Genomic DNA, 22283 nt, shown 5'->3' on the forward strand with positions numbered 1-22283 from the left:
CTATGAAAAGATACCTTTTCCTTTTTTTACTGCTTAGTATCCGAAGTTTCGCACAGGATAAGGTGCAAGTGATGACCACGGTTACGGGCTCCAGAGACATACCCGCAGAGTTCCACGAACTTGAACAATTGATCAATAGAACCTTAGTAAGGATAACAAACCTGACCAATAACCCCATCACCATAGTAGTGGAAGGCTCTATGACCGCACCTGATTTAGTAGCCAGGACAGTCAGAAGCTCCATTAATGAAACCCATTATATCACTTTAGGACCCCGAGCTACCGAGGTTTTCACCGGTGACAGGATCAGAAACACTTTTAGTGTCAGCAATGTAGAATTCTTTATCCCCTCAGAAAATAGAATTGTGCCCCTAGAGTATTTCTACTCTTTTTCTGACGGAAGTGGGGGACTACCGGAAGGGAATTATGATTTCTGTTTCAAGGCTTTTGAAGTAAACCCTAATATGCAGAGGCCGGATTATAGTCGGCCCATTCATAGTACGGCGGGGAGTTGTGTATCTATCATAGGAAGAAGATTTGATCCACCTTTACTGCAAAGCTTAAATCAGGTGGCGGGAATTTATACGCATGTTGGTCCTTTCGAATTAAGACCCAATCCTGACGGCTCTCTAAGGATGCAGTGGCAGGCTCCTTCAGGAATTACACCCGGCACCCCTGTTCAGTATCAAATTCTCATGGCTGAGCTTCTGCCAGAGGATACCAGAGATCCTAATCAGGTCATACAGGCCATCGATATTCCCTCTGAACCTTTTGCTTTTTATAGAGAAAATATAACAGATGCAGGGAGAGTGGTCACCCATATCCTCCCACTCGCCGCTTTAGCCTCTCCTTTTCAGAGTGGAAGAACTTATGCTGTGAGAATCAGGGCTCAATCTACTGATCCTAATCGCCCACTCCCTATACAAAACCAAGGTCGAAGTCCCGTTTATGCCTTCAGATTTCAGGGAAGTACTGCTGGGCCTTTAGAGCTTCAAGCCTATCCACCTAATTCATCGTACATGCCATTTAGGGGGGCTCCTATTGTCATAAAATATAGCCCGTATAATGATGCATTCAGGCGTTTTGAATCTCAATTTTCCATTCAAAATACCGTAGCAGGGAGGAATAATCATTCCAGAAATCTGAGCTGGTCACCTAATCCCCTTGAAGCACAAAGAAACGCTACGGGAGATCCCACTTTGGACCAAACCAGGGCGCAGCATATAGCTATTTCTCCTTCTGCATCTGATGCGGGTTATACCTTTTATAATTATTTGCAAAGGGGAGAATCTTATAGGTGGAATGCAGATATCCATATCACCGAAGGGTCTCATGTTCACCGTCAGTCTATTGCTGGAGAGTTCAAAGCGGGAATGGATAAACCCCAATTAATTCTTCCGGAAAACAGAACTACTGTGGATACCGGAAGGGTAGCGTTGAAATTCAAAACGTCCAATGCCCCTTCCATGAGTACTCTGACTCCATTTGATATCCTTCAAGCCAGCAGAAGATCCGGTTCAGGAAGTTTTGACATCTCTATCAAGGAAAAAGGGATCATTGAAGTTGCCAAGACTCCAAGCTTCTCCACAGTTATTCACCATGAAGAAATTAACCTGAATAGAACGTTCTTATCCTCTAGTACATCTAATGAGCCGGTAAGTTGGTCAGAGGTAGTAGCTGAAGTCTACAAGGAAGCAGAAGCCGCCGTCACTATTCGGGATACCGGTACCTATTACTGGCGAGTACGCTGGTTGACTGACCCGGATGCGGCCTGGAACTCGGTTTCATACAATGAGAGTGAAACCTGGCAATTCAGGGTGGCGGCCAGAGAGCCCGAGAGGGCAGTTGCCGAGAGAACCCCCTGTGGCTCCCCATGTGAAGTCAGATATACCTTTACTAGCGATGCTGCTCAGGACCTAAGCGTCGGAGAAACCGTTTATTTCGGCCAATTCAAAGTAGAGATTCTAGAAATAACCCAAAGGTCAGAAGATTTGACCTTTGCCGGAAGAGGGGTCATCACCAATTTTGGCTTCATAGTAGACCGGGTATTAATTGAATTCAAAGCCCTAAAACTGAAGAATAGTTCAGAAGGGAAAAGAGTAGCTGAGGGATCCGGGAAAGCTATAGGCGGAGGATCCTTAGCGGGAAATATCATGCATTTGACAGGCTTAGGAAGCATAGGGCCGGAAGGGGTAAGATCAGGCTCATCAGCGCCCACTCTAACCGTGCCATTTGGTTGGGACCAAAGCATAGACGGACATAAGATCACTGCCCTACTGGATTCCATAGGCTTAAGTCCTACCCAAGCTCGTGCTAAATTTAGAGCAGGATATGAAATGCCGGGAGAGTTTGCCGGTCATCCTTTGGATTTAGGTGCAGAAGTCTGCATTGCTCCAGGAGGATTCAGAGAAGACTTTGACCTCATGTTAGAAAGAGATCTAGCGATAGGAAGTAGTGCAGATGATGCCTACCAACTCCTCATTAAAGGAAGAGCTGCGGGAGCAAATGCAACCAAATTCTCCTGGGATTGCAGAGGCTTTAAGTCCCTGACCTTAGGTTTAGAGGTACAGTTTTCTCGTGACGCTCTTCTACCTGAAAATGCCAGTACGGGAAAGGTGGACTCTACCGGCAGAGTGTCAGGCATCATGACCCTACGATTAGCCAGAGATGCAGGTAGGGATACTTGGGAGTTTATTGGTGCAGTGAACTTCCCTAAACCTTTCCAATTTACCTGCTTACCCGGCTGGGGGTTCCAGGTACAGGATGCCGTGTTTGACTTCTCAGACACCAAGAATGCCTCAGGTATGCGCTTCCCTAGTAACTATGACGTCTCTTTACTAGGAGAAGGTGAGGTGAATGATCGTTTGAAGAACACCTGGCAAGGTTTCTATCTGAAAAACATCAGAGTTAGTTTACCTAAAGAACTTACTGAGACAGAAACCCGCATGTCCTTTAATGTTCAGGATTTCCTAATAGATAGAACTGGCTTTACTGGCTTCATTGGGGCTTATAACATCGCTTCCGCCTCAGACGACGGGTGGAAAATCAGTGTGGATACTGTAAGACTAGGTATAGTCCAAACCCGAAGCCTCTCCGGATTTATTGCAGGAGGTATAAGTGCGCCCTTCTTCAAAGATGATAGCAGGATGAATTATAGATCCTTGTTAAACATTGGTTTTTCCGGAAAGGTAGAGTATCAATTTATGATCAATGTGCCTTCCAATAAACCTCTGAAGATGAAGCTTTGGCAGGCTGCAATGAAATTGGAAAAATCATCCTACCTAAAACTGGATCTGTCCACGGAAAGCAAGGCCAGGATTCAAGGTAAATTTGACGGGACTATTGGAATAGATTCCTCAGAAATAGGAAATGTGCCGGCCCTAAGTCTTTCAGGAATAAAATTTGAGAACTTTGCTTTTGACACAGAAGACCCCCGGTTCTTCAAATTTTCCAGGGTGAACCGGACGGAAACGGGAGGTCAAATGGTTTTCGCCTTCGCTTCTCCTCAACATAGTGCAGCTGGCTTCCCACTAAATATTACAGATATACGCCTGTCTATGAGTCAGGAAGGAGGTAATTTCCTACCCACTTTAGGGTTTACAACAGAACTCACCTTATCTGACATAGGATTCAAAGCCAAATTTGGCCTTGATATAGTGGGAGAAATGCAGATATCTCCATTTAACTTCCGGGTACGTGAAGCCGTAGTGAAAGAAGTAGGTATTGATGTAAATTATAATGGCTTCCAGCTGAGCGGAGAGTTAACTTTTTACAATGCAGATGCCACATATGGAGATGGGATCAAAGGCAAGATCACCGTTTCTCTGCCCATGGGAATAAGCGGAAAGCTTGAAGCGAGATTCGGAACTGTAGGTCAGGTAACTAATCCTAGTTCCTACTATGACTATTGGTACGTAGACGGGCTGATTAAGATCAATCCCGGAATCACCATCTTCTCCGGTTTTGCCATATATGGTTTCGGTGGCGGAGCCTATTATAACATGAAGCTTGAAGCTCCTCCTAGACCTGAAAATGCACAAAGTACCCAAACTGCCCCATCCTCTCTTACTGGAGGAGCGGCATCAGGTCTGAAATATCTTCCAAATAAAGGCTCTTTTGGTATCATGGCTACCGTCATCTTAGGAACACAGCCAAATGCTGATGTATTTAATATGGACGTCACGCTTCAGGCCCAGTTCAACACGCGCACCTGTGGACTGGAGATGCTAAGATTCGAAGGAAATGGTTATGTGATGACACAGATGAGTAATCGTAGCGGAGAACCTCCTGTGAAAGCGAAGGTGGTTATTGGGTATTACAATACAGGCGGAAGAGAGTTTGTGCAAGGCTCCTTCCAGGTTCACGTGAATGTCTATAATGTCTTACGCGGAGCAGGACCAGAGAATAAATTCATAGATGCAGAACTTTATGCAGACATGAAAAGCGACCAATGGTGGTTCTACATGGGCAAAGACAGACCTCTGGAAGCCAGAGGAGGTATTATCTTAGATTTACCAGGTATAGCTATAGATGCCAGATCATATATAATGGTTGGCCACGGTATTCCTGCAGATTTGCCTCCACTTCCTGAAGAGATCAGGCAAATTCTTTACGCCGGAGCGCAATTAGAGAATCAGCTATCAGATGCTCAAGTCAACAAACTTAGAAGCACAGGTACCATGCAGAATGGGCAAGGTTTTGCCTTTGGGGTGCATTTCAAGAGTGAGTTCGAGTTGAATTTCTTAATGTTCTACGCCAAAATGGGTATAGCACTAGGTTTTGATGCCAATATCTCGCAGAACTTCAGTAGGATATGTGCAGAATCAGGAAACTCTCCCGGAATTAACGGTTGGTATGCCCAAGGTCAGGCCTATGCTGCGCTTAGCGGAGAGATGGGCGTGAAGGTAGATTTGTTCTTCATCAAAGGAGAATTCAAGTTCATAGAACTAAAAGCTGCAATAGCTATGCAGGCCAAACTGCCTAATCCTAATTATTTCCAAGGAAGAGCGGCGCTGCAGTATAATATCCTGAACGGAATGGTACACGGAAGATGTAACTTCAATATAGAACTTGGTGAGCAGTGCACCCCGGTTTCCACAGATCCACTCCAAGGTTTGAGTTTCATCAGTGAGATGAATGAAACGGATCCGGGGTCTGTATTTACAGACATCCAGACAGCCTTTAACTTTGGAATGAATGAGGTATTGGAACTGGAAGAATCATCTTCAGGTGAAACAGTTATCAGGAGATTTATGCCATTTGTTCACCGTTATCAGGTAAAGAAAGGAAGTACTCTCCAAACGGGAACACGATGGGATATCAGCGAAAGAGGTTATCTATCTACTTTGACCAAAAATGAAGCTTATGATCCATATACAGAATACAAAGCAGAGGTAGAAGTTAGATGTTATGAACTATTCCCGAACGGAACTAGAAGCATCATGATGAAGGATGGAGGCATAGGTAAGGAGATCAGAGAATACACTTTTACCACAGGGGCGCGTCCGTCTACCATCAACCAAGTATTGGCATCTTATCCTCTTATAGGTCAAAAACACTTTATGCCCGGAGAAAGTAAGAACCCTGCCCTGGGTACTTTTACGAATAAAGGCTATATCAAGATCAAGCAACAAGACTATCTGTTTGAAAACTCTACAACCACACTAAGCCCATACATTTACACTCATGTGGTTCAATTTACCCCTTCTGAGGGTGGAGAGGGTATAGAAGTACCTATAACTTACCAGCCTTCTCAAGACCTGATTGTCTTTGATCTACCTACACTGGAACTGAACAAGAGCTACAAATTATCAGTAGTCACCAAGTCAAGCCCTAATCCTGCTTATCCCAGAGCTCAAAGTCAGGTAGTGCAAAGAAGCACTCGTCAATTAAGAATGGATGAAGTAAGGATCTTAGAAGCTGATAATCATACCGTATCCACTATTAGAAACGAAGTAAACATAGAAAACCGTAGCTTAAGTAGAGGCAACTCGAATTCGAGACAAACACAACTGTATCAATACTCTTTTAAGACCAGTAAGTATGCTACTTTTAAAGAGAAGATGTCTACCATGCAACTCTCAGATGCAACGTACAGGAATGGTATTAAGACTTTATCAGCGCAGTGGGCGGAGAATTGGGACGAGTGGGATAATCAGATTCTACTACATATTCGCTCAGGTAATTATAGGTCGAACGCACAATTAGAAGCCCTACATGCATTTTATCAAGCGTTCAACTCACATAGGCCGTCCATAACTAAGGATCACGTATTGCCTTCTAACCTTCGTATTGACAAGGCACATGTATTGAATCCAAGCGCATATGTAACGCTATTGATTAATAGGAATAAGACTGCTCAATCCTTTGCCCGCATGGCCGGACCAGAGGCTTCCATTCCAAAAGCCACTTATTCCTTATCCGGCAATTTCGCAGAACCTCACTCTTATACGAAGCAAGTGCCTTCCGCATTGAGCCGTCAAACCTATACTCTTCACGACAGCTTCGACTGGCATGCGCATCTGGACATGGATAGGCTAAAGAGACAGCTGATCACCTTTGCTCAATTATCTTTAACTCGGGTGACCCTCTCCTCTTCGCCGGCTTATACAGGCTTATTTGAAACCATAGATGGGTCAAAAAGGGCGCAGTTGATCCGCCTGGGTACACAAGAATATCCTATGCCACAATCGAAATACAGATACACGGTGGAGTTTGTTTATAGAATTCCACTTCCAGTTGGAAACCCTGTGGAAACATCTGTTCACCCTTGGGAATATAGCATAAAATGAAAAAACTAATTTATATCCTACTCCTGTTCAGTCCCTTTTGGGCTTCGGCTCAACAGGACTCCACAAAGGTCCACTTATCGTTGATAAGTCACTATCAGGGTGATTCCGTTTTGTTACGCTGGGCACCGGATAGAGCCGGAGCCTGGTCTTTACTTTTGAAAACCGGCTATACCCTTCAAAGGTCTGAAGTAAGTTCAGATACTTCAAAAATGAGGTGGGTAAATCTTCACAGTAATCCTATATTACCTGAACCTTTAGATAAGTGGAAACATTTTAAGACGGAATATCCCTTAATAGCTGCCCAAGCCATTTACGGTAAAACCTTTGCCCAAACCATGATGGAGAAATCAGATGAACTAAGCAATAGATACTCCTACACTCTACTGGCCTCTGATTTAGATTTTACAACTGCCAGGTATGCTGGTTTAGCCTTTGTAGACAAAAAAGTTGACGCAAATAAGCAATATGTATACAGGTTAATGGCTGCTCAACCTTTAAAAAAATACTTACCTGTAGATACAGCTTATACAGCAGTTTCTTCTATTCCGACCAAACCTTGGGATGGACCCGGTATTTTGAAAACAGATGAATTAGAAAGAAAAATAAATATCTATTGGATAAGTAATATACATTCGGCCTTTTACATAGAGAGGTCTGAGGATGGCAAAAACTTCAAACGCTTGAACCAACTGCCTTTTGTTCCAATGAAAAACCCCCAACTTGAGGAGCAAGAGTTCCATACGTATTCAGATACTTTGGTACAGAATTATAAAAAATATTGGTACAGGATCATAGGTATAGATGCATTTGGAATTCTTAGTCCTCCGGGCGAGGTTATTACGGCTATGAGCAGAGATAAAACCCCTCCTCCTCCTGCAAAAAACTTACAAACCAAGGTACTTAAGAACGGAACTGTAGAATTAACCTGGGAAGCAGATTCCGATCCGGATCTTGCCGGATTCAGTATAGGAAGAAGTTCTGAAAACTCCTTGAGCGGATATGAGCTATTGACTAAAAACCTGCTTCCCAAAACCACGCGCAGATATATCGACACTCAACCTTACAAGGACAAACCTAATTATTACATCGTCCTTGCCTCTGATACGGCTAAGAATGCCTCCGCGAGCATGGCCTCATTAATGGTCTTTGCTGATACTACAGCGCCCGCTACCCCTACCGGACTCAAAGGCAGCATAGACAGCCTAGGAATCCTAACTTTGAGATGGAATCCTAATACAGAAAAAGATTTGAAAGGGTATATTGTTTACTATTCCAATGACCCTAAACATATTTTTACCGCCGCCTCTGACAGTGCCGTTGCTGAGAACTTCTTCATAGATAGTTTATCTTTAATCACACTAACGGAAGACATCTATTTCAAGGTTCGCGCGGTGGATTTCAATCACAACCGTTCAGCGGAATCAGAAGTCATTAAAGTGTCTAAGCCGGATAAAATTCCACCTGCAGCTCCACAATTTTCACATTACACTATTGAGGATAAGAAAGTCAGTTTGCACCTCATTCCAAGTTCAAGTACTGACGTAGTGGAACATCAAATCTTTAGAAGGAAAGAGGGGGAAACGGTCTGGAAAACCTTGGGAAAATTAAAGGGGAATATCTATGTAGACACTAGTGCACATTCCGGTTCCACTTATTTTTATATGGCCAAAGCCTTAGACGATGCCCAACTTCTATCTCCCGAATCAGCACCTTTACGTATACAGACCATCCGGAACCTGAAAGGCCCTTCTTTGACAGGGACAAAAATAAAGAGGGAAGAAAATAAGGTGATTCTTACATGGATTCCTCCAAAAGGTGAGATCAAACAAATAGTTTGGTACAAAGCCGTAGACAAAGGAGGATTTGAAACCTTTGCCGTTAGTGCTGCTACCGACAAAGAACTTGTAGATACTGGAGTAGAAAAAGGCAAAGCTTACGAATATACCAGCAAAGTCTTTTATAAAGATGGAAGAAGCTCCGGATTTTCACCCGTAGTGAAGACGCCTTAAGGCATAAATCTGTATATCAAGATTTCTGCAAGAAGGAAGAACAATGCAAGAACAATAAAGTATTTCCAATAGGCTTTATCTAGCCCAGCGCTCCTAAAGTCCTCAATAAAATCACTGTCGTCTACATCATCGTAGACCATAATTTGAGGGTGGTCTTTAAAGATATTCTTTAGTTCATCTGCGGAATAATAATCCATTTTAGACTCTGTCCTACTATGGTTTAAGGCTATACTTTTCTCCACCTTTCCGTTGATTTCCAACTCATAAATACCGGCTCCCATGCTTTGATTTTCTTGCAGGTCTGAAGATTTAGGAAGGGTCAAAGTCAAAATGTTCCCTCTCAAACTTTGGGTAGGAATCATCTCTAATTCTTTATTTCTCAACTTGTACACCGCGTTCTTAGGTACTTCAGGAAGATTCAGACGCACAAAACCTTCAGAAAAATTATAAGCCAAACGCTCTGTCTTGCCGCTTAGATAAGCCATTCGTATGAAAGTGGGAACAAATAAGGCATGTTCCGCAAAATTTCCGTACTCCTTCAATAATGGTGCGGCGAAAAGGTATAATTGTCCGTTAGCTGCCCTAGTTCGGGTAAGGAAAGATTTTCCACTTTTTAGGTTTAAAATCTTCTCTCCTACTCCCTCCCAATTCATTTTAGGATATACTTTCGGAAGGCTCATTAGCCGGGGTGCTCCACCTTTTTCAAAAACATCTGCGAAGAAAGGGGATTGTCGCTCAGGGGCATTAAGTTCTATTTGTCCTTCTACTTTCGGGACATGAGCGTCCACCTGAAGGTTCCTGAGTCCGTAGTCGGCGAGGAAATTTTGTAAGCTTACTTGAGAAACCTGATTTCCAGGAATCAAGGCTACATGTCCCCCTTGTTGTAAGTAAGCGGTTAAGGTTGACTTCGTTTCTCCTTCTATAGCCGTAATCCCTTCCAGTACTACTAAATCAGCATTTAGAATCTCTCCGGGATTATAATTATCTAAAGAATAACTTCTATAGTGGAAGAGGCTATCGTTTGAAAAGATCTTACTTACATAGTTTTGAGGACTTCTCTGGCCATACAAATGCAGCACTCTCAAGGAAGGGGAAGCATCTAAAACGAAATAATAATTGTTGTCAAAGGTGATGGGTTCATCATCAAAACTGATTCTGCCTTTGTGAATTCCCCTGGCACTTACAGTGAAATTAAAACTTGCAGTACCGTAAGCATTAGGTTCTAAATCTACACTGGAGGTGGAGATCTGAATATCATCCAGATATAACTTTAGAGGTAATTTCTCTACCGCCTGATTACCGGAGTTAAATACCCTTACGGTCATCACATTGTTTTGCATCTCACGAACGAAAGGGACATCTAACCAAAGGGTATCCACAAATACATTTTGGGTCAATTTTCCTGCCACTGGGATGAGATGTAAGCGATCCAGACCGTCGACATTTAATAAGGATAGATCACCTACGGTGCTTTTTTGGAAATCAGAAAACCAAAAAAAATGGTTTCCTCCTGAAGGATTATGTTTCTGGGCTATAGACCTTTCTCGCTTATAGACCTGTTGTAATTCTCTTTCGGTTTCTGAATACCTGACTGTGGTTAATCTATCTTTCAGTGCAGATGCTCCGCTGACCCATTGGTCTGCTCCGTCAAAATCATTAGTAGTCAGTTGTAGATTAGACGATCGATTAAGCAGAGTCAAAAGTTCGTCTATCTTGATAATGGCCAAATCAAGCAGGCGCTTCCCATCGCGCATGTTCTGCATGCTTTGGGAATTATCTAAATAAATGCCGTTGATGCCTTTTGGAGTATCAGAAAAACTCAGGGCTTTCTTAACCGGTTGAGCAAAAGCGATTACCAATGCCGTGATGAACAGCATTCTGCTCAAAAGCAATAAAAAATGCTTTAATTTCCTGGCTGAGGAAACCTTGGTATCTACTTGCTTAAGGAGGGTGACGTTAGAGAAATATACACGTTTTGTCTTCCGAAAATTAAACAGGTGAACCAGCAATGGAATAGCCAATGCCAGCAGACCCCATAACATGTTCGGATTCAAAAACTGCATAGGTTGATCATTAATGAAAAAGTGATTCCACAATTCTACTAAGGAATTATGAAATCACTCTCATATTTAAAGGGAAATCTTACTTAAGAGATGTAGTATCCGGATTTGGATACAATTTCTCCTGAATTTCCATAGCACGAACTTCGTTCTCTGAATCAGGAGTGTACTGAACCTTTCTTTGACGCGCTGTAGAGTCCGGATGACCGTATACATAGTCATTACCCTCATTTACGTCCTTCTGGTCTATACGGTTGTTTTTTTGGTAAGTACAAGCCGAAACAAGCAGCGTCAGTGCTAAAGCAAGAAATCCTACGTTTTTCTTCATTATGTTCAATTAATAAATTCACACAAAATTACTTTGGGGATTTTAAAAAGCCAAAGTTTCTCTTGGGTTTGTTTACTTCACTTTTGCAGGTCTAACCTCAATTTTACTTGGAAGAGTTCTTGGATTCATTTTCAGAAGGTCTGCAACTAAATCACCGATGTCTTCCGGTTGGATCTTCCACGCATCATTTTCATTAGGCACATGGTGGTTAAAATAGGTAGCAACTGAACCCGGCATGATGGTACTTACTTTTACTCCTTTGGATCTTACATCAAGCATCAAAGCTTGAGAGAAACCGGTCACCCCGAACTTACTTGCGTTGTAAGCTGTACCGTTTTCAAAGAAGTTAGTACCTGCTAAACTTGAAATAGTAATGATATACCCTTCTTGTGCTATTAAAGCATCTAAAGTGGCCTTAACCGTATTGAACACACCCGTTAGGTTTGTATCGATGGTATCATTCCACTCTTCTAAACTTAAATCGGTAATATTCTTGAAAACACCCACACCTGCGTTTGCAATGACTGCATCAATTCTACCCCACTTATTTAATGTCTCAGCTACCGCCTTTTGCAAAGAAGAAGCATCACGTACATCTGCTACCACACCCAAAACCTCTCCTAAGGCTTTTAAAGACTCAGTTGCAGTATCAACCCCTTCCTGAGATCTTCCTGTAAAAGTTACTGCATATCCTTCCTTAAGAAGACGCTCAGCTACACCGTATCCAATCCCCTTCGTTCCTCCTGTAATAAATGCTACTTTCATGATTGCTTGTTTTTATATTTGTGCAAAATTAAGCATTATGGAGATAGCATTACTCGTAGCGGTAGCAGAAAATGGTGTAATTGGGAAAGATAACCAACTTCTTTGGAAGCTACGTGATGATCTTCAACTCTTCAAGAAAAGAACGCTGGGACACCCCATTATCATGGGAAGGAAAACCTATGAATCCATAGGAAAACCACTTCCTGGTAGGACAAATATCGTGATCTCTAGAAATGCAGGATTAAAATTAGAAGGCTGTACCGTAACCTCATCTCTGGAAGAGGCTTTAGAAGTTGCCCAAAACCTTCATCCGGAACAAGAAATTTTTGTAATTGGAGGTGGAAAAATTTATGAACTTGCCACTCCGATAGCCACCAAACTCTACCTCACTAAGGTTAATGTAGTATTGGAAGGAGATACCTATTTTGATCTAAAACCTTTTGAAAACTGGCAGATAGTAGAACAAATTTCCCTCCCTAAATCAGAGCATAACGAATATGACGCTGAAGTCATAACTCTTACTAGATCGTAAAAAGTCTAAATTACAGAAAATTCTACTGCATTTCCCCCATCCATCCATATTTTCTTAATATATTAAGGACAAATTAAGAATCACTCATTCTTGTACTAATCTTATTTAACCAATTATTCTATGAAAAAAAAGCTACTTTTTCTTTTCATGCTATTGGGTATTTTCCAATTAGCATGGTCCCAGGAAAGAAAAGTCTCCGGTAAAGTGAGTGCAGCCTCAGACGGCTCATCCTTACCAGGTATTACGGTGAGAATACAAGGTTCTTCCGTAGTCACTCAAACAGACGCAAACGGAGATTTCAGTATCTCAGCACAATCTGGTGACGTTCTCCAATTTACTGGAGTAGGTTACAAAGCCGTTACAAGAAACATTGGTTCTCAGACCATTCTTACCATTTCCATGGAAGATGAGGACAGTGTACTGGATGAAGTAGTGGTTGTAGCTTACGGTACCGCGAAAAAGGGTACCTTTACTGGTTCTGCTTCTGTACTTAATGCAGACAAGATCAAGGACAATCCCGTCACTTCATTTGAGAACAACCTAATAGGTAGAATTGCCGGCGCTCAGGTGACTCAAGCCAGTGGCCAGGCCGGAAGCACACCTACTATTCGTATCCGCGGTATAGGTTCTATGAATGCCTCTAATGATCCACTTTACGTGATTGATGGCGTTCCAGTAGTATCCGGTGGAGGTGGTCAGTTAGGAGATTATATCCTAAGATCAAATAACATCATGGCCTCCATCAACCCAGGTGACATAGAATCCATCACCGTTTTGAAAGATGCGGCAGCTGCTTCCCTTTATGGATCAAGGGCCGCTAACGGTGTAGTGGTTATTACCACAAAGAAAGGAAAGACTGGAAAACCTTCTGTGAACCTAAAATCTTCTGTGGGTTTCACGCCTAGTTGGGCTACAGACAACTATGAAACAGCAGGAGTTCAGGAGCAGATCAACATGCTTTACCAAGTATTCCACGACTTGAATACTTCTGCCGGTAGAGATGATGCCTATGCCAGTAGCAATGCTATCACACGTTTGAACTCAAGATTTGCCGCCCACGGGTACGAATTCTCTGCTACAGGTAGCGGAAGATTAGATAATGTAACTATCAAAGGGAAAACGGATGGAGTAGAGAACAGAGACGGTCGTTATTTCGACTGGCAAGATGCATTGTTCCGTACAGGTGTTTATAACACAAATGAAGTTTCAGTAAACGGTGGTAATGATGCAACCAAATACTACACCTCCCTATCGTACACTTTGGATCAAAACAGAATCAAAGTAAATAATTTTGACAGGATTGGAGGTAGATTAAATCTGACTCAAAAAATAGGCAAAGTAGCGGAAATAGGTAGCAATATCAACATTTCTAGAAACAGCTTAGAAGGTTTCAATGACACCCGAAACACAGGTTCTAACTACTTCATGCAGGTAAGAAACTTGTTATGGCCTATTTACTGGCCTACCAACTATAAAACGGGGCTACCGTACACCGCCCGATTTGGTAGTTTAGCACAAAATAACCTGTATCATGATAAAGAGTGGGAAAACAGTTCCATTACTCAACGCCTAAGCGCCGTAGAATCCCTTTCTCTTTTCTTAATGAAAGGTTTAACCTTCAAAACGGTATTTTCATATGATAATACCAGTGTGAAGGATCATTTATACTACAGCGCAAATCACTGGAATGCGCAAACTACCAGAGGAGCAGTGCATGAAATGACCACTTCTTATAATAAAATCTTAAGCTCAAATACCCTTAACTACGCTACAACAATAGCAAATAAGCATGATTTAGGATTATTATTCGGTTATGAAGTAGAAAAGAACGAGACTGACTTTATGCGTTCTTCAGGAACTGACCTTCCTTCAAGTGTATTACATACTGTAGCTACTGCGGGTACTACAAATGCTTCAGCATACTCATGGGGATATAACATGATGTCCTTCTTTAGTAGAGCAGAGTATAATTTTGACCAAAAATATTATGCTTCAGCATCCTTCCGTAGAGACGGTTCCTCCCGTTTAGGACCTGAGACAAGATGGGGTAATTTCTGGTCGGTTGCCGGTTCATGGAGAATCAGCAGAGAAGAGTTCTTACGTGACAATGAGTACATCAGCAACCTTCGTCTGCGTGCTTCTTACGGTACTAACGGTACCCTTCCATCAAACAACTACGGATGGAGATCCCTGATTGGCTACGGTAATAAGTACATGGAGCAAGCCGGCGGAGGTATAACCACCATTGCTGACAGGAACTTAACCTGGGAGACTTCATACTCTACTAATATTGCATTAGAGTTCGGATTGTTCAAGAACCGCCTGAACGGTAGCGTGGAATATTTCAATAGAGATTCCAAGGATCTATTGCAAGACGTGCCTATTTCTACAGTTACCGGATTTAGCTCTACTTTGAAAAACGTGGGTGAAATCAATAACAAAGGCATAGAAATTGAACTTAATGGAGACATCATCAGAAATAATAATTTCCGTTGGAGTGCAGGTGTAAATGCTACCACATTAAAATCTAAAGTAACCAAACTTTACGGCGGGCAACCTATCATCTGGAATGATCCTACCGGTGGAGATGCTCGTTCACAATTTATCTATCAGGAAGGAGAATCGACCCTTGCTTTCTACGGTTACGAATGGGCAGGCGTAGATCCTGAAAACGGTAAGAACGTTTGGTACATGAACAGCCCTGACGGAGATCAAGTAGGTGATTTCCAATTTAACGGTAGAGGCGCAACTTACACCTATACTAAGGCTACTCGTAAGATCATTGGTGACGCTACTCCTAAGTTATTTGGTGGTTTCCAAACGGATTTAGAGTACAAAGGCTTTAGTCTAGACCTTAACTTCATTTACAAATTAGGTGGAAATCTATACGATGGGGCCTTCAAAGATGTGGCAGATGACGGTTACTATTGGGAGAGAATCCGTGCTCAAGAGTACTACGATAACATGTGGACTCCAGCAAATACCAGGGGTACCCTGCCAAAATTGGACGGTAATGACCTGACGGATGCTATGCAGCACTCTACTCGCCAAATGCATAGCGCCAGCTTTGTAAGATTGAAAAACCTGACTCTTGCCTATAGAATTCCAAAACAAGTACTTCAGAACCTGAAGATAGAGAATTGTAGAGTTTACTTTAACGGAACGAACCTATGGACAGCTTCTAAATTCAAGATTGCTGACCCTGAAGTTAACCAGTACGGTACTAGAGGATGGGAAACACCATTCGGCAAAACTTATACCTTCGGTATTGAACTAGGCTTTTAATTAAAATTTGCAAGAAAGTATGAAGAATATAATTAAAATATTAGCTGTTACAGGTCTCCTCAGCCTTAGCTCATGCGAAGGTTTTTTGGACGTGGAACCTACGAACTCCGGTGATTCCACCACTGCTATCAAAACTCCAGATGACGCTAAGATCATCATGAGTGGAGTGATGCGGAGACTAACCAGCTCCAGCTATTACGGTAGAGATTTCATTATGTATGGTGATGCCAAAGGTGGGGATATGACTATCTATTCAGCCGGACGCGGAAACGATGCCCTCTATACCTTTAACCATAACCCTAATGCAAATGCTTATAGTGGATTCTGGACTTCTGCATACAATACCTTAATGCAGATCAACAACCTTTTGGAAAGTATTGACAAGATCAAAGCAGAAGGAAGCACGGAAAACTTTGACAACTACAAAGGTCAAGCTTTAACCACTAGAGCGCTAATCTACTTTGACCTAGTTAGACTATATGGGAAGCCTTACAATTTGGATAAATCAGCATTAGGTGTACCTAACATTACTTCTACACTTCCTGCTAATGCTCAACCGAACAGGGACAAAGTAGAAGATAACTACAATCAGATCCTGGCTGATTTAAAGGCAGCAGAAACCCTTTTGCCTAAAACCAAGACCAACGGCTTCTTGAACTACTACGGAAATAAAGCCATCCAGGCTAGAGTTAATCTGTTTATGGAGCGCTATGCAGATGCTTTAGCTGCTGCAGAAGATGTGATTAATAATGGTGGTTACACCTTATACACACCGGCTAACTGGGTAGAATCTTGGACCAAGCAGTTTGGTTCGGAGTCCATTTTTGAACTAGGAATGTTTCCGAATGAAGGTGATTTAGGAACAGCGTCACTTGGTTTCTACTTGAGAAGAAGAGCTCATGGAGCAAGTACAGCTCTGGGATGGTTCGGTGCTAGTGACTACTTCCTTAATAGACTGGGTCAAGATCCTACAGATGTGAGATGGGGTGTAATGGCAGCTGACGAGATCTCCACTAATGCTAACCCAAGGCTTGGATCCCTGTATAAATACAGCGGAAACACGACTCTTGCAGGCGATGGAAAATCTACAGCAACAGCTGTTAACATCAAAGTCATCCGTTCTTCTGAAATGTATTTGATCGCTGCGGAGGCAGCTCTACAGACAGGAAATGCTGAAAAAGCCGCTACTTATCTGAATGCCATCCGTAGAAGAGCGCCGGGACTAGAAGCAGCTACAGCAGCCACGGTGAGTATGGATATGATCTTAGACGAGCGCAGCAAAGAATTATTTGGTGAAGGCCACAGATTCTTTGATATGATCCGCTTGAACAAAACCATCACCTTTAATGACGAGATCATAGGTACCATCATTAACCTTCGTCCGAAGAGTATAGACAGAACCTATTTTAAAACGATCTTACCTATTTCAATAGGCGAAATCAATGCCAATCCGGGAATGGCTACACAGCAGAATCCGGGATACTAAAAATCAAAGGCCGCTATCACTAGCGGCCTTTTTTCTATGCTGAATTTCTACTTGCATTAATATTCCCAAATAAGGAGCGGGTAACCATCTTTTGGTACACCTTCTTCAATTCCTCATCTGTGGTTTCTTCAATCTTCTGCAAGGCGTATTGTTGGATAGCCAACAAAGGCAAGACGATTTGTTCTCTATAGTTAACCGACAATGAGCCTACTACCTCCGTTTCCATTAAGGTCTTTTGATCAGAGATGGCTAACATGTATTTTACACTTTTCTCATATTCCTCATACATGATCTTCCAAAGCTCTCCGTATTCTTTGTCCTCTTTCATATAAGAGGTCAATGGGAAATAGGTCTTTGACATGGCCATCATACTGTTTTGGATCAAGGTCTTGAAGTAGAGTGAACCATTATAAAGTTCTCTTAACTCCTTTTCTCTACCGCTTTGAATGATCTTTTCCATAGCCGTACCCAAACCATAGAAGCCCGGGATATTTTGTTTCAACTGGCTCCATGCCCCTACAAATGGGATAGCACGAAGATCTGAAAGCTTTAGCTTACCACCGGTACTTCTCTTGCTAGGTCGACTTCCAATATTGGTTTGCCCATAATATTTCAGAGGACTCTTATTTTCTAGATAAGGGACAAAGAGTTTATGATTCTTCAATTCCAGATATTTCTTACCTCCTATCTCCGCCATTTCTTCAATCAAAGCCCTATCCTTCTCAGAGATATTTGCCCTCTGATCCCCGAATACATCATTTAGAACACCTGCAGTTAGCAATTGCTCGAAATTAAATCTGGCCTGAGGTCTGGAACCATACATTGAAGTGATGGTTTGCCCCTGTATGGTGACCTGAATCTGATTATTGGCAATTGTAGGACCCTGTGAGGCATAAAACTGGTGGGTTTTACCTCCTCCCCGAGCCGGTGGACCTCCCCTACCATCAAAGAAAATGACACTCACTTCATTCTCTTTGGATACAGCAGAAAGTCTTTCTTTCGCACGGAAAATCTCCCAATTTGCCTTAATATACCCTCCATCCTTTGTTCCATCTGAGAAACCAAGCATGATGGTTTGTGTATTTCTTCTGATGTTTAAATGTCTTCTATAAGCTAAGTTATTATAGAGCTCTTCCATGGTCTCTTTCGCGGAATCCAACCCTTCTATGGTTTCAAAAAGAGGTATAATATCCACAGAAATATCAGCATCTCTATAGCCGCAGAATTTAAACAGAGCCAATACTTCAAGTACGGAACAAGCTGAAGTAGAATTGGATATGATATAACGATTACAAGCATTCTCACCGTTATGAGCCTGAATTTCTTTGATCACACGTATAGTCTTGAAGGTATCTTTTACCAATGGATCCGTGAAATCATCCTCCCAAACCTCTATGGTACTGGTGGTTAAGAATTCCACCTTCTGATCATGTGTCCATTCAGAATATGGTACAGGAGAAACCTTGAACTTCTCGTTTACTGCCTGCATCACCTTTTCATGGATACTGCTGTCCTGACGGATATCCAAGGTGGCAAAATGCAAACCAAAAAGTTTCACCCTCCTGATAAATCGATCTAACTCATCTAAGAACATACTACTATGCTGGGTAACCATCACTTCCCTTACCTCCTCTAATCTACTTATTAAAGCATTATAAGAGAGGTCATTATTAAGACCAAACATATTGGTATAGATCTTATTATTGATCTTGTCCAAAAGTGGAATAACCCCCTTGAAGGTGAATCGTCTTCGAATACTCTTGAAGTGATTATAATAACATTTTAGGATGTTCGAGCGTAACTCTTGGGCCACCTTCCGGGTGATATCAGCCGTAACAAAGGGATTACCGTCTCTGTCTCCTCCCGGCCAGAATCCCAGCTCTATGACCGGCGAAATATCTTCTCCTTCAAAGATTTCTTGTGAAACCACTTCCTGGATTTGGGACAAAACCTCATAGTATACATGACGTAAATAGAAAATGATACTCTGAGCCTCTTGTACAGGGGTAGGTTGTTCGCTATTAAAGAATGGCGTCTTTCCTAGTTGTTGCAATAGCTGATCAATAGCATTGATATCATTCACCAGGATATATTGTTCCAAATCCTGAATGATTCTTAAAACGGAGTTCGGATAAAACTGCGTAGGGTGAGCAGTGAATACTACTCTAACCTTAAAGTTTCTTAACTTCTCTCTTACCTCCTCTTTTTTATCGTATTGTCTAGCCAAAGCTAAGATAGCCTTCAGCGTACCCGGCGAATCTTGAGGGGTTAGCTTTTCAAAGGCCGCATCTTCTACACTATCAAATAATACAACTTGACGTTCTACATAACTGATCAGGCGGAATAAAAGATCTATCTTCTCCTTCTCTGTGCTTATCACCGTAAACTTCTCAAAGAAAGCGTCTATTATTTCTTTAGGCGTCTTTCCTTCATCAAAACCTTGCTTTGCATTATCATAAAGAAATGGCATCAACGACCCTATTTTAGCCATTTTATCATAAGGCAACCTAGAAAAGAGGGTATTAAATACCAAGTACTTATTGTGCACCTCCTGTGTAAATATGGCCTCTAGATTTTGTGTCGGCATTATTATTTAAGATTTGAGTGAAGACAAATATAGAAAAACCCCATGCACTGCATGAGGTTTTGAATAAAAAAGTAGTAATACCTATTTTAAAATAATATTTTTTAGTCAATAACTTGTATTTTCTAAAGAATATTTACTTTTATATATATTGCTTACCAAAATCTTCGGCCTTAGCTACAAATTCTTTAACTAATTGCTCGTCGTCTTTCGGACAGATCATCAGTACGTTATCGTGCTCTGCGATGATGTATCCTTTTAGGTCTTTGACAACTACTAACTTATCAGAGGCCATTTTCAAAATGGAATCTTCTACGTTATAAAGCAGGGTTTTACAATTGACCACATTGTTTACTTCATCCTTTTCTGAGTTCTCGTACAAGGATTTCCAGGTTCCGAGATCAGACCATCCTATATCACAAAGTACCACATACACATTCAAGGCCTTTTCCATGACTCCATTATCTATGGAGATGGCACGGCACCTTGGATATGCTAAGTCTAAAGCCTCCTTCTCTTTATCTGAGTAGAAGTGTATTTGAGCCTCCCTAAAAGCATCTGCTACTTCAGGAAGATGCTCATCCATAGCTTTTAGTATGGAAGGGATACTCCAGATAAAGATGCCACCGTTCCACACGTAGTCTCCACTTGCGATAAACATCTTAGCGATGTCCAAGTTCGGTTTTTCCGTGAAAGTTTTCACCTTTTTAACGTCTGAACTATCTGAATCATCAAACTGAATATATCCATAGCCGGTGTCAGGACGGGTAGGCTGAATGCCCAAGGTTACCAAAACATCATTAGATGAGGCATATTTCAAAGCCAAACTGATCTTCTCACGGAAAACATCCGGCTTAAGGATAATATGATCAGCCGGAGCCACTACCACATTTGCATTAGGGTCTTTTTTGGCAATCTTGAAACAGGCATAGGCAATACATGGGGCTGTATTCCTCCTACTAGGTTCTAAAAGGATTTGTTCATCAGAGAGGAAAGGCAGCTGCTCCTTAGTGATATCATAGTACTCTTGAGAGGTTACTACGTAAATGTTTTCCTTCGGGCAAATGCCTTCAAACCTTTCAGCGGTTTGTTGGATCAGGGTAGATCCTGTACCTAAAATATCGTGAAATTGTTTTGGGAATGATTGTCTGCTAAATGGCCAAAAACGGGTTCCAACTCCACCGGCCATGATTATAAGATAATTGTTCATAACATTGCAAATTAACTCAGGCTTGTCTTCTCTTTTTAAAAAATTTTCGAGGCTTGGGAGCCTTATAAACCTTGAATTCCGGTGCTGGCCCCAGCCCTAAATTTTCAGTAATACGCTGTACTTCTACTTCTTTTTCCAATAGAGCTTCTATATCCTTAACGGCTTTTCTGTCTTTTTCTGTCAGAAAAGTTATAGAAACTCCTTCTGTATCTGCTCTCGCGGTTCTGCCAATTCGGTGGATATAATCTTCTGCGTCCCGCGGGACATCAAAGTTCACTACCAAATTGAGGTTTGAGATGTCAATTCCTCTTGATAAAACATCCGTAGCTACCAGGATATTGAACTTACCTGCCTTAAAATCCCGGAGAGCCACTTCTCTCTCATCCTGTTCTATATCAGAGGATACTCCTTTGGCTTTCAGTTTATTCCTAGATAAATCTTTCAAGATCTTATGGATCATAGATCTTTGGGAAGTAAAAATGATGATTTTCTGCCCTTCAAATGGAGAAAGTAAGTGATTTAGAAGGGCCAATTTCTGTTCATCAGCGGCCATGTAAAACCTTTGATCTATCTTCTCTGCAGGTTTCGAAACGGATAGGCTGATTTCCTTAGGGTTTTTCAGGATATTTCTGGCAAAGGTCCTGATCTTAGGCGGCATAGTAGCTGAAAACATCAGCGTTTGCCTCTCTTTGGGCAAGTGCTTGATGATAAAATTTATATCATCAGAAAAACCCATGTCCAGCATCTTATCTGCCTCATCTAAAACTAGGCGCTTGATAGTATCAAATTTGATCTTCCCAGACTGCATATGAGCCAATAATCTACCGGGTGTAGCAATGATAATATCAGCTCCTTCTATCAAAGCTGTTCTTTGTTGACCCCAGTTTTCTCCTTTCCCTCCTCCATAAATGGCTAAACTGGTCACGCCAACAAAATAGCCTAAACCTTCTACTTGCTCATCTATCTGTTTGGCTAACTCACGGGTAGGTACAAGGATTAAGGTGGAAAGTTGATCTCCCCCTTCTTCTCTAATCAGACTCAAAATAGGAATTAAAAAGGCCGCAGTTTTTCCGGTACCTGTCTGAGCACAAGCCAGAAGGTCTTTTTTTTCCAGGACCAAGGGAATGGCCATTTCTTGTATGGGAGTGGTATCCTGGTAATTCATGGCTTCGATTCCATTTTTCACATCAGGATGTAAATTCAGTTCTTCAAATTTCAAATTCTACTTTTATT

Annotated in this window: 11 protein-coding genes; 5 read left to right on the forward strand and 6 right to left on the reverse strand. The window is 41.9% G+C overall.

The window, feature by feature from the left end:
• Nucleotides 1-2 precede the first annotated feature (2 nt).
• Both LBYS_RS09950 and LBYS_RS09955 read left to right on the forward strand, forming a co-directional pair.
• Entirely contained in the window at nt 3-6791 is a 6789-nt protein-coding gene (locus tag LBYS_RS09950) for a hypothetical protein (protein ID WP_013408744.1), read from the forward strand.
• Complete coding sequence (locus tag LBYS_RS09955) at nt 6788-8800, forward strand: fibronectin type III domain-containing protein (RefSeq protein WP_013408745.1); 2013 nt, start codon at nt 6788-6790, stop codon at nt 8798-8800. Before LBYS_RS09950 ends, LBYS_RS09955 begins: the two co-directional genes overlap by 4 nt.
• Here the strand turns inward: LBYS_RS09955 and LBYS_RS09960 are convergent.
• From LBYS_RS09960 to LBYS_RS09970, 3 genes are all read right to left on the reverse strand, one after another.
• Nucleotides 8797-10863, reverse strand: coding sequence for a BatA domain-containing protein (locus tag LBYS_RS09960; protein WP_013408746.1), 2067 nt, complete (start codon nt 10861-10863; stop codon nt 8797-8799). The genes LBYS_RS09955 and LBYS_RS09960 overlap by 4 nt on opposite strands.
• Nucleotides 10864-10942: 79 nt before the next feature.
• Nucleotides 10943-11188, reverse strand: coding sequence for a hypothetical protein (locus LBYS_RS09965; RefSeq protein WP_013408747.1), 246 nt, complete (start codon nt 11186-11188; stop codon nt 10943-10945).
• 72 nt (nt 11189-11260) lie between these two features.
• Entirely contained in the window at nt 11261-11953 is a 693-nt protein-coding gene (locus LBYS_RS09970; protein ID WP_013408748.1) for an SDR family oxidoreductase, read from the reverse strand.
• A gap of 37 nt (nt 11954-11990) precedes the next feature.
• Between LBYS_RS09970 and LBYS_RS09975 the strand changes: the two genes are divergently transcribed.
• The 3 genes from LBYS_RS09975 (at nt 11991) to LBYS_RS09985 (ending at nt 17256) form a co-directional block, all read left to right on the forward strand.
• The gene (locus tag LBYS_RS09975; protein WP_013408749.1) at nt 11991-12485 is read left to right on the forward strand and encodes a dihydrofolate reductase; all 495 of its coding nucleotides are present in this window, start codon (nt 11991-11993) and stop codon (nt 12483-12485) included.
• Nucleotides 12486-12605: 120 nt separating this feature from the next.
• Entirely contained in the window at nt 12606-15770 is a 3165-nt protein-coding gene (locus LBYS_RS09980) for a SusC/RagA family TonB-linked outer membrane protein (protein ID WP_013408750.1), read from the forward strand.
• Between the two features lie 19 nt (nt 15771-15789).
• Nucleotides 15790-17256 (forward strand): RagB/SusD family nutrient uptake outer membrane protein, encoded by a 1467-nt coding sequence (locus LBYS_RS09985; protein WP_013408751.1) that lies wholly within the window; start codon nt 15790-15792, stop codon nt 17254-17256.
• A 34-nt stretch (nt 17257-17290) separates the two neighbouring features.
• On the opposite strand, the gene LBYS_RS09990 is transcribed toward LBYS_RS09985, so the two are convergent.
• The 3 genes from LBYS_RS09990 to LBYS_RS10000 form a co-directional block, all read right to left on the reverse strand.
• Nucleotides 17291-19843: a phosphoenolpyruvate carboxylase gene (locus LBYS_RS09990; RefSeq protein WP_013408752.1), complete on the reverse strand. Its 2553-nt coding sequence runs from the start codon at nt 19841-19843 to the stop codon at nt 17291-17293.
• 139 nt (nt 19844-19982) lie between these two features.
• Nucleotides 19983-21050 (reverse strand): mannose-1-phosphate guanylyltransferase, encoded by a 1068-nt coding sequence (locus tag LBYS_RS09995; RefSeq protein ID WP_013408753.1) that lies wholly within the window; start codon nt 21048-21050, stop codon nt 19983-19985.
• A 16-nt stretch (nt 21051-21066) separates the two neighbouring features.
• Nucleotides 21067-22269, reverse strand: coding sequence for a DEAD/DEAH box helicase (locus LBYS_RS10000; protein WP_013408754.1), 1203 nt, complete (start codon nt 22267-22269; stop codon nt 21067-21069).
• Nucleotides 22270-22283 lie beyond the last annotated feature (14 nt).

The organism is Leadbetterella byssophila DSM 17132 (assembly GCF_000166395.1).
Lineage (GTDB): Bacteria > Bacteroidota > Bacteroidia > Cytophagales > Spirosomataceae > Leadbetterella > Leadbetterella byssophila.

Excerpts from the sequence above, each read along its gene's own strand:
- LBYS_RS09950 (WP_013408744.1), top strand. The coding sequence starts at position 3 with ATGAAAAGATACCTTTTCCTTTTTTTACTGCTTAGTATCCGAAGTTTC.
- LBYS_RS09955 (WP_013408745.1), top strand. The coding sequence starts at position 6,788 with ATGAAAAAACTAATTTATATCCTACTCCTGTTCAGTCCCTTTTGGGCT.
- LBYS_RS09960 (WP_013408746.1), bottom strand. The coding sequence starts at position 10,863 with ATGCAGTTTTTGAATCCGAACATGTTATGGGGTCTGCTGGCATTGGCT.
- LBYS_RS09965 (WP_013408747.1), bottom strand. The coding sequence starts at position 11,188 with ATGAAGAAAAACGTAGGATTTCTTGCTTTAGCACTGACGCTGCTTGTT.
- LBYS_RS09970 (WP_013408748.1), bottom strand. The coding sequence starts at position 11,953 with ATGAAAGTAGCATTTATTACAGGAGGAACGAAGGGGATTGGATACGGT.
- LBYS_RS09975 (WP_013408749.1), top strand. The coding sequence starts at position 11,991 with ATGGAGATAGCATTACTCGTAGCGGTAGCAGAAAATGGTGTAATTGGG.
- LBYS_RS09980 (WP_013408750.1), top strand. The coding sequence starts at position 12,606 with ATGAAAAAAAAGCTACTTTTTCTTTTCATGCTATTGGGTATTTTCCAA.
- LBYS_RS09985 (WP_013408751.1), top strand. The coding sequence starts at position 15,790 with ATGAAGAATATAATTAAAATATTAGCTGTTACAGGTCTCCTCAGCCTT.
- LBYS_RS09990 (WP_013408752.1), bottom strand. The coding sequence starts at position 19,843 with ATGCCGACACAAAATCTAGAGGCCATATTTACACAGGAGGTGCACAAT.
- LBYS_RS09995 (WP_013408753.1), bottom strand. The coding sequence starts at position 21,050 with ATGAACAATTATCTTATAATCATGGCCGGTGGAGTTGGAACCCGTTTT.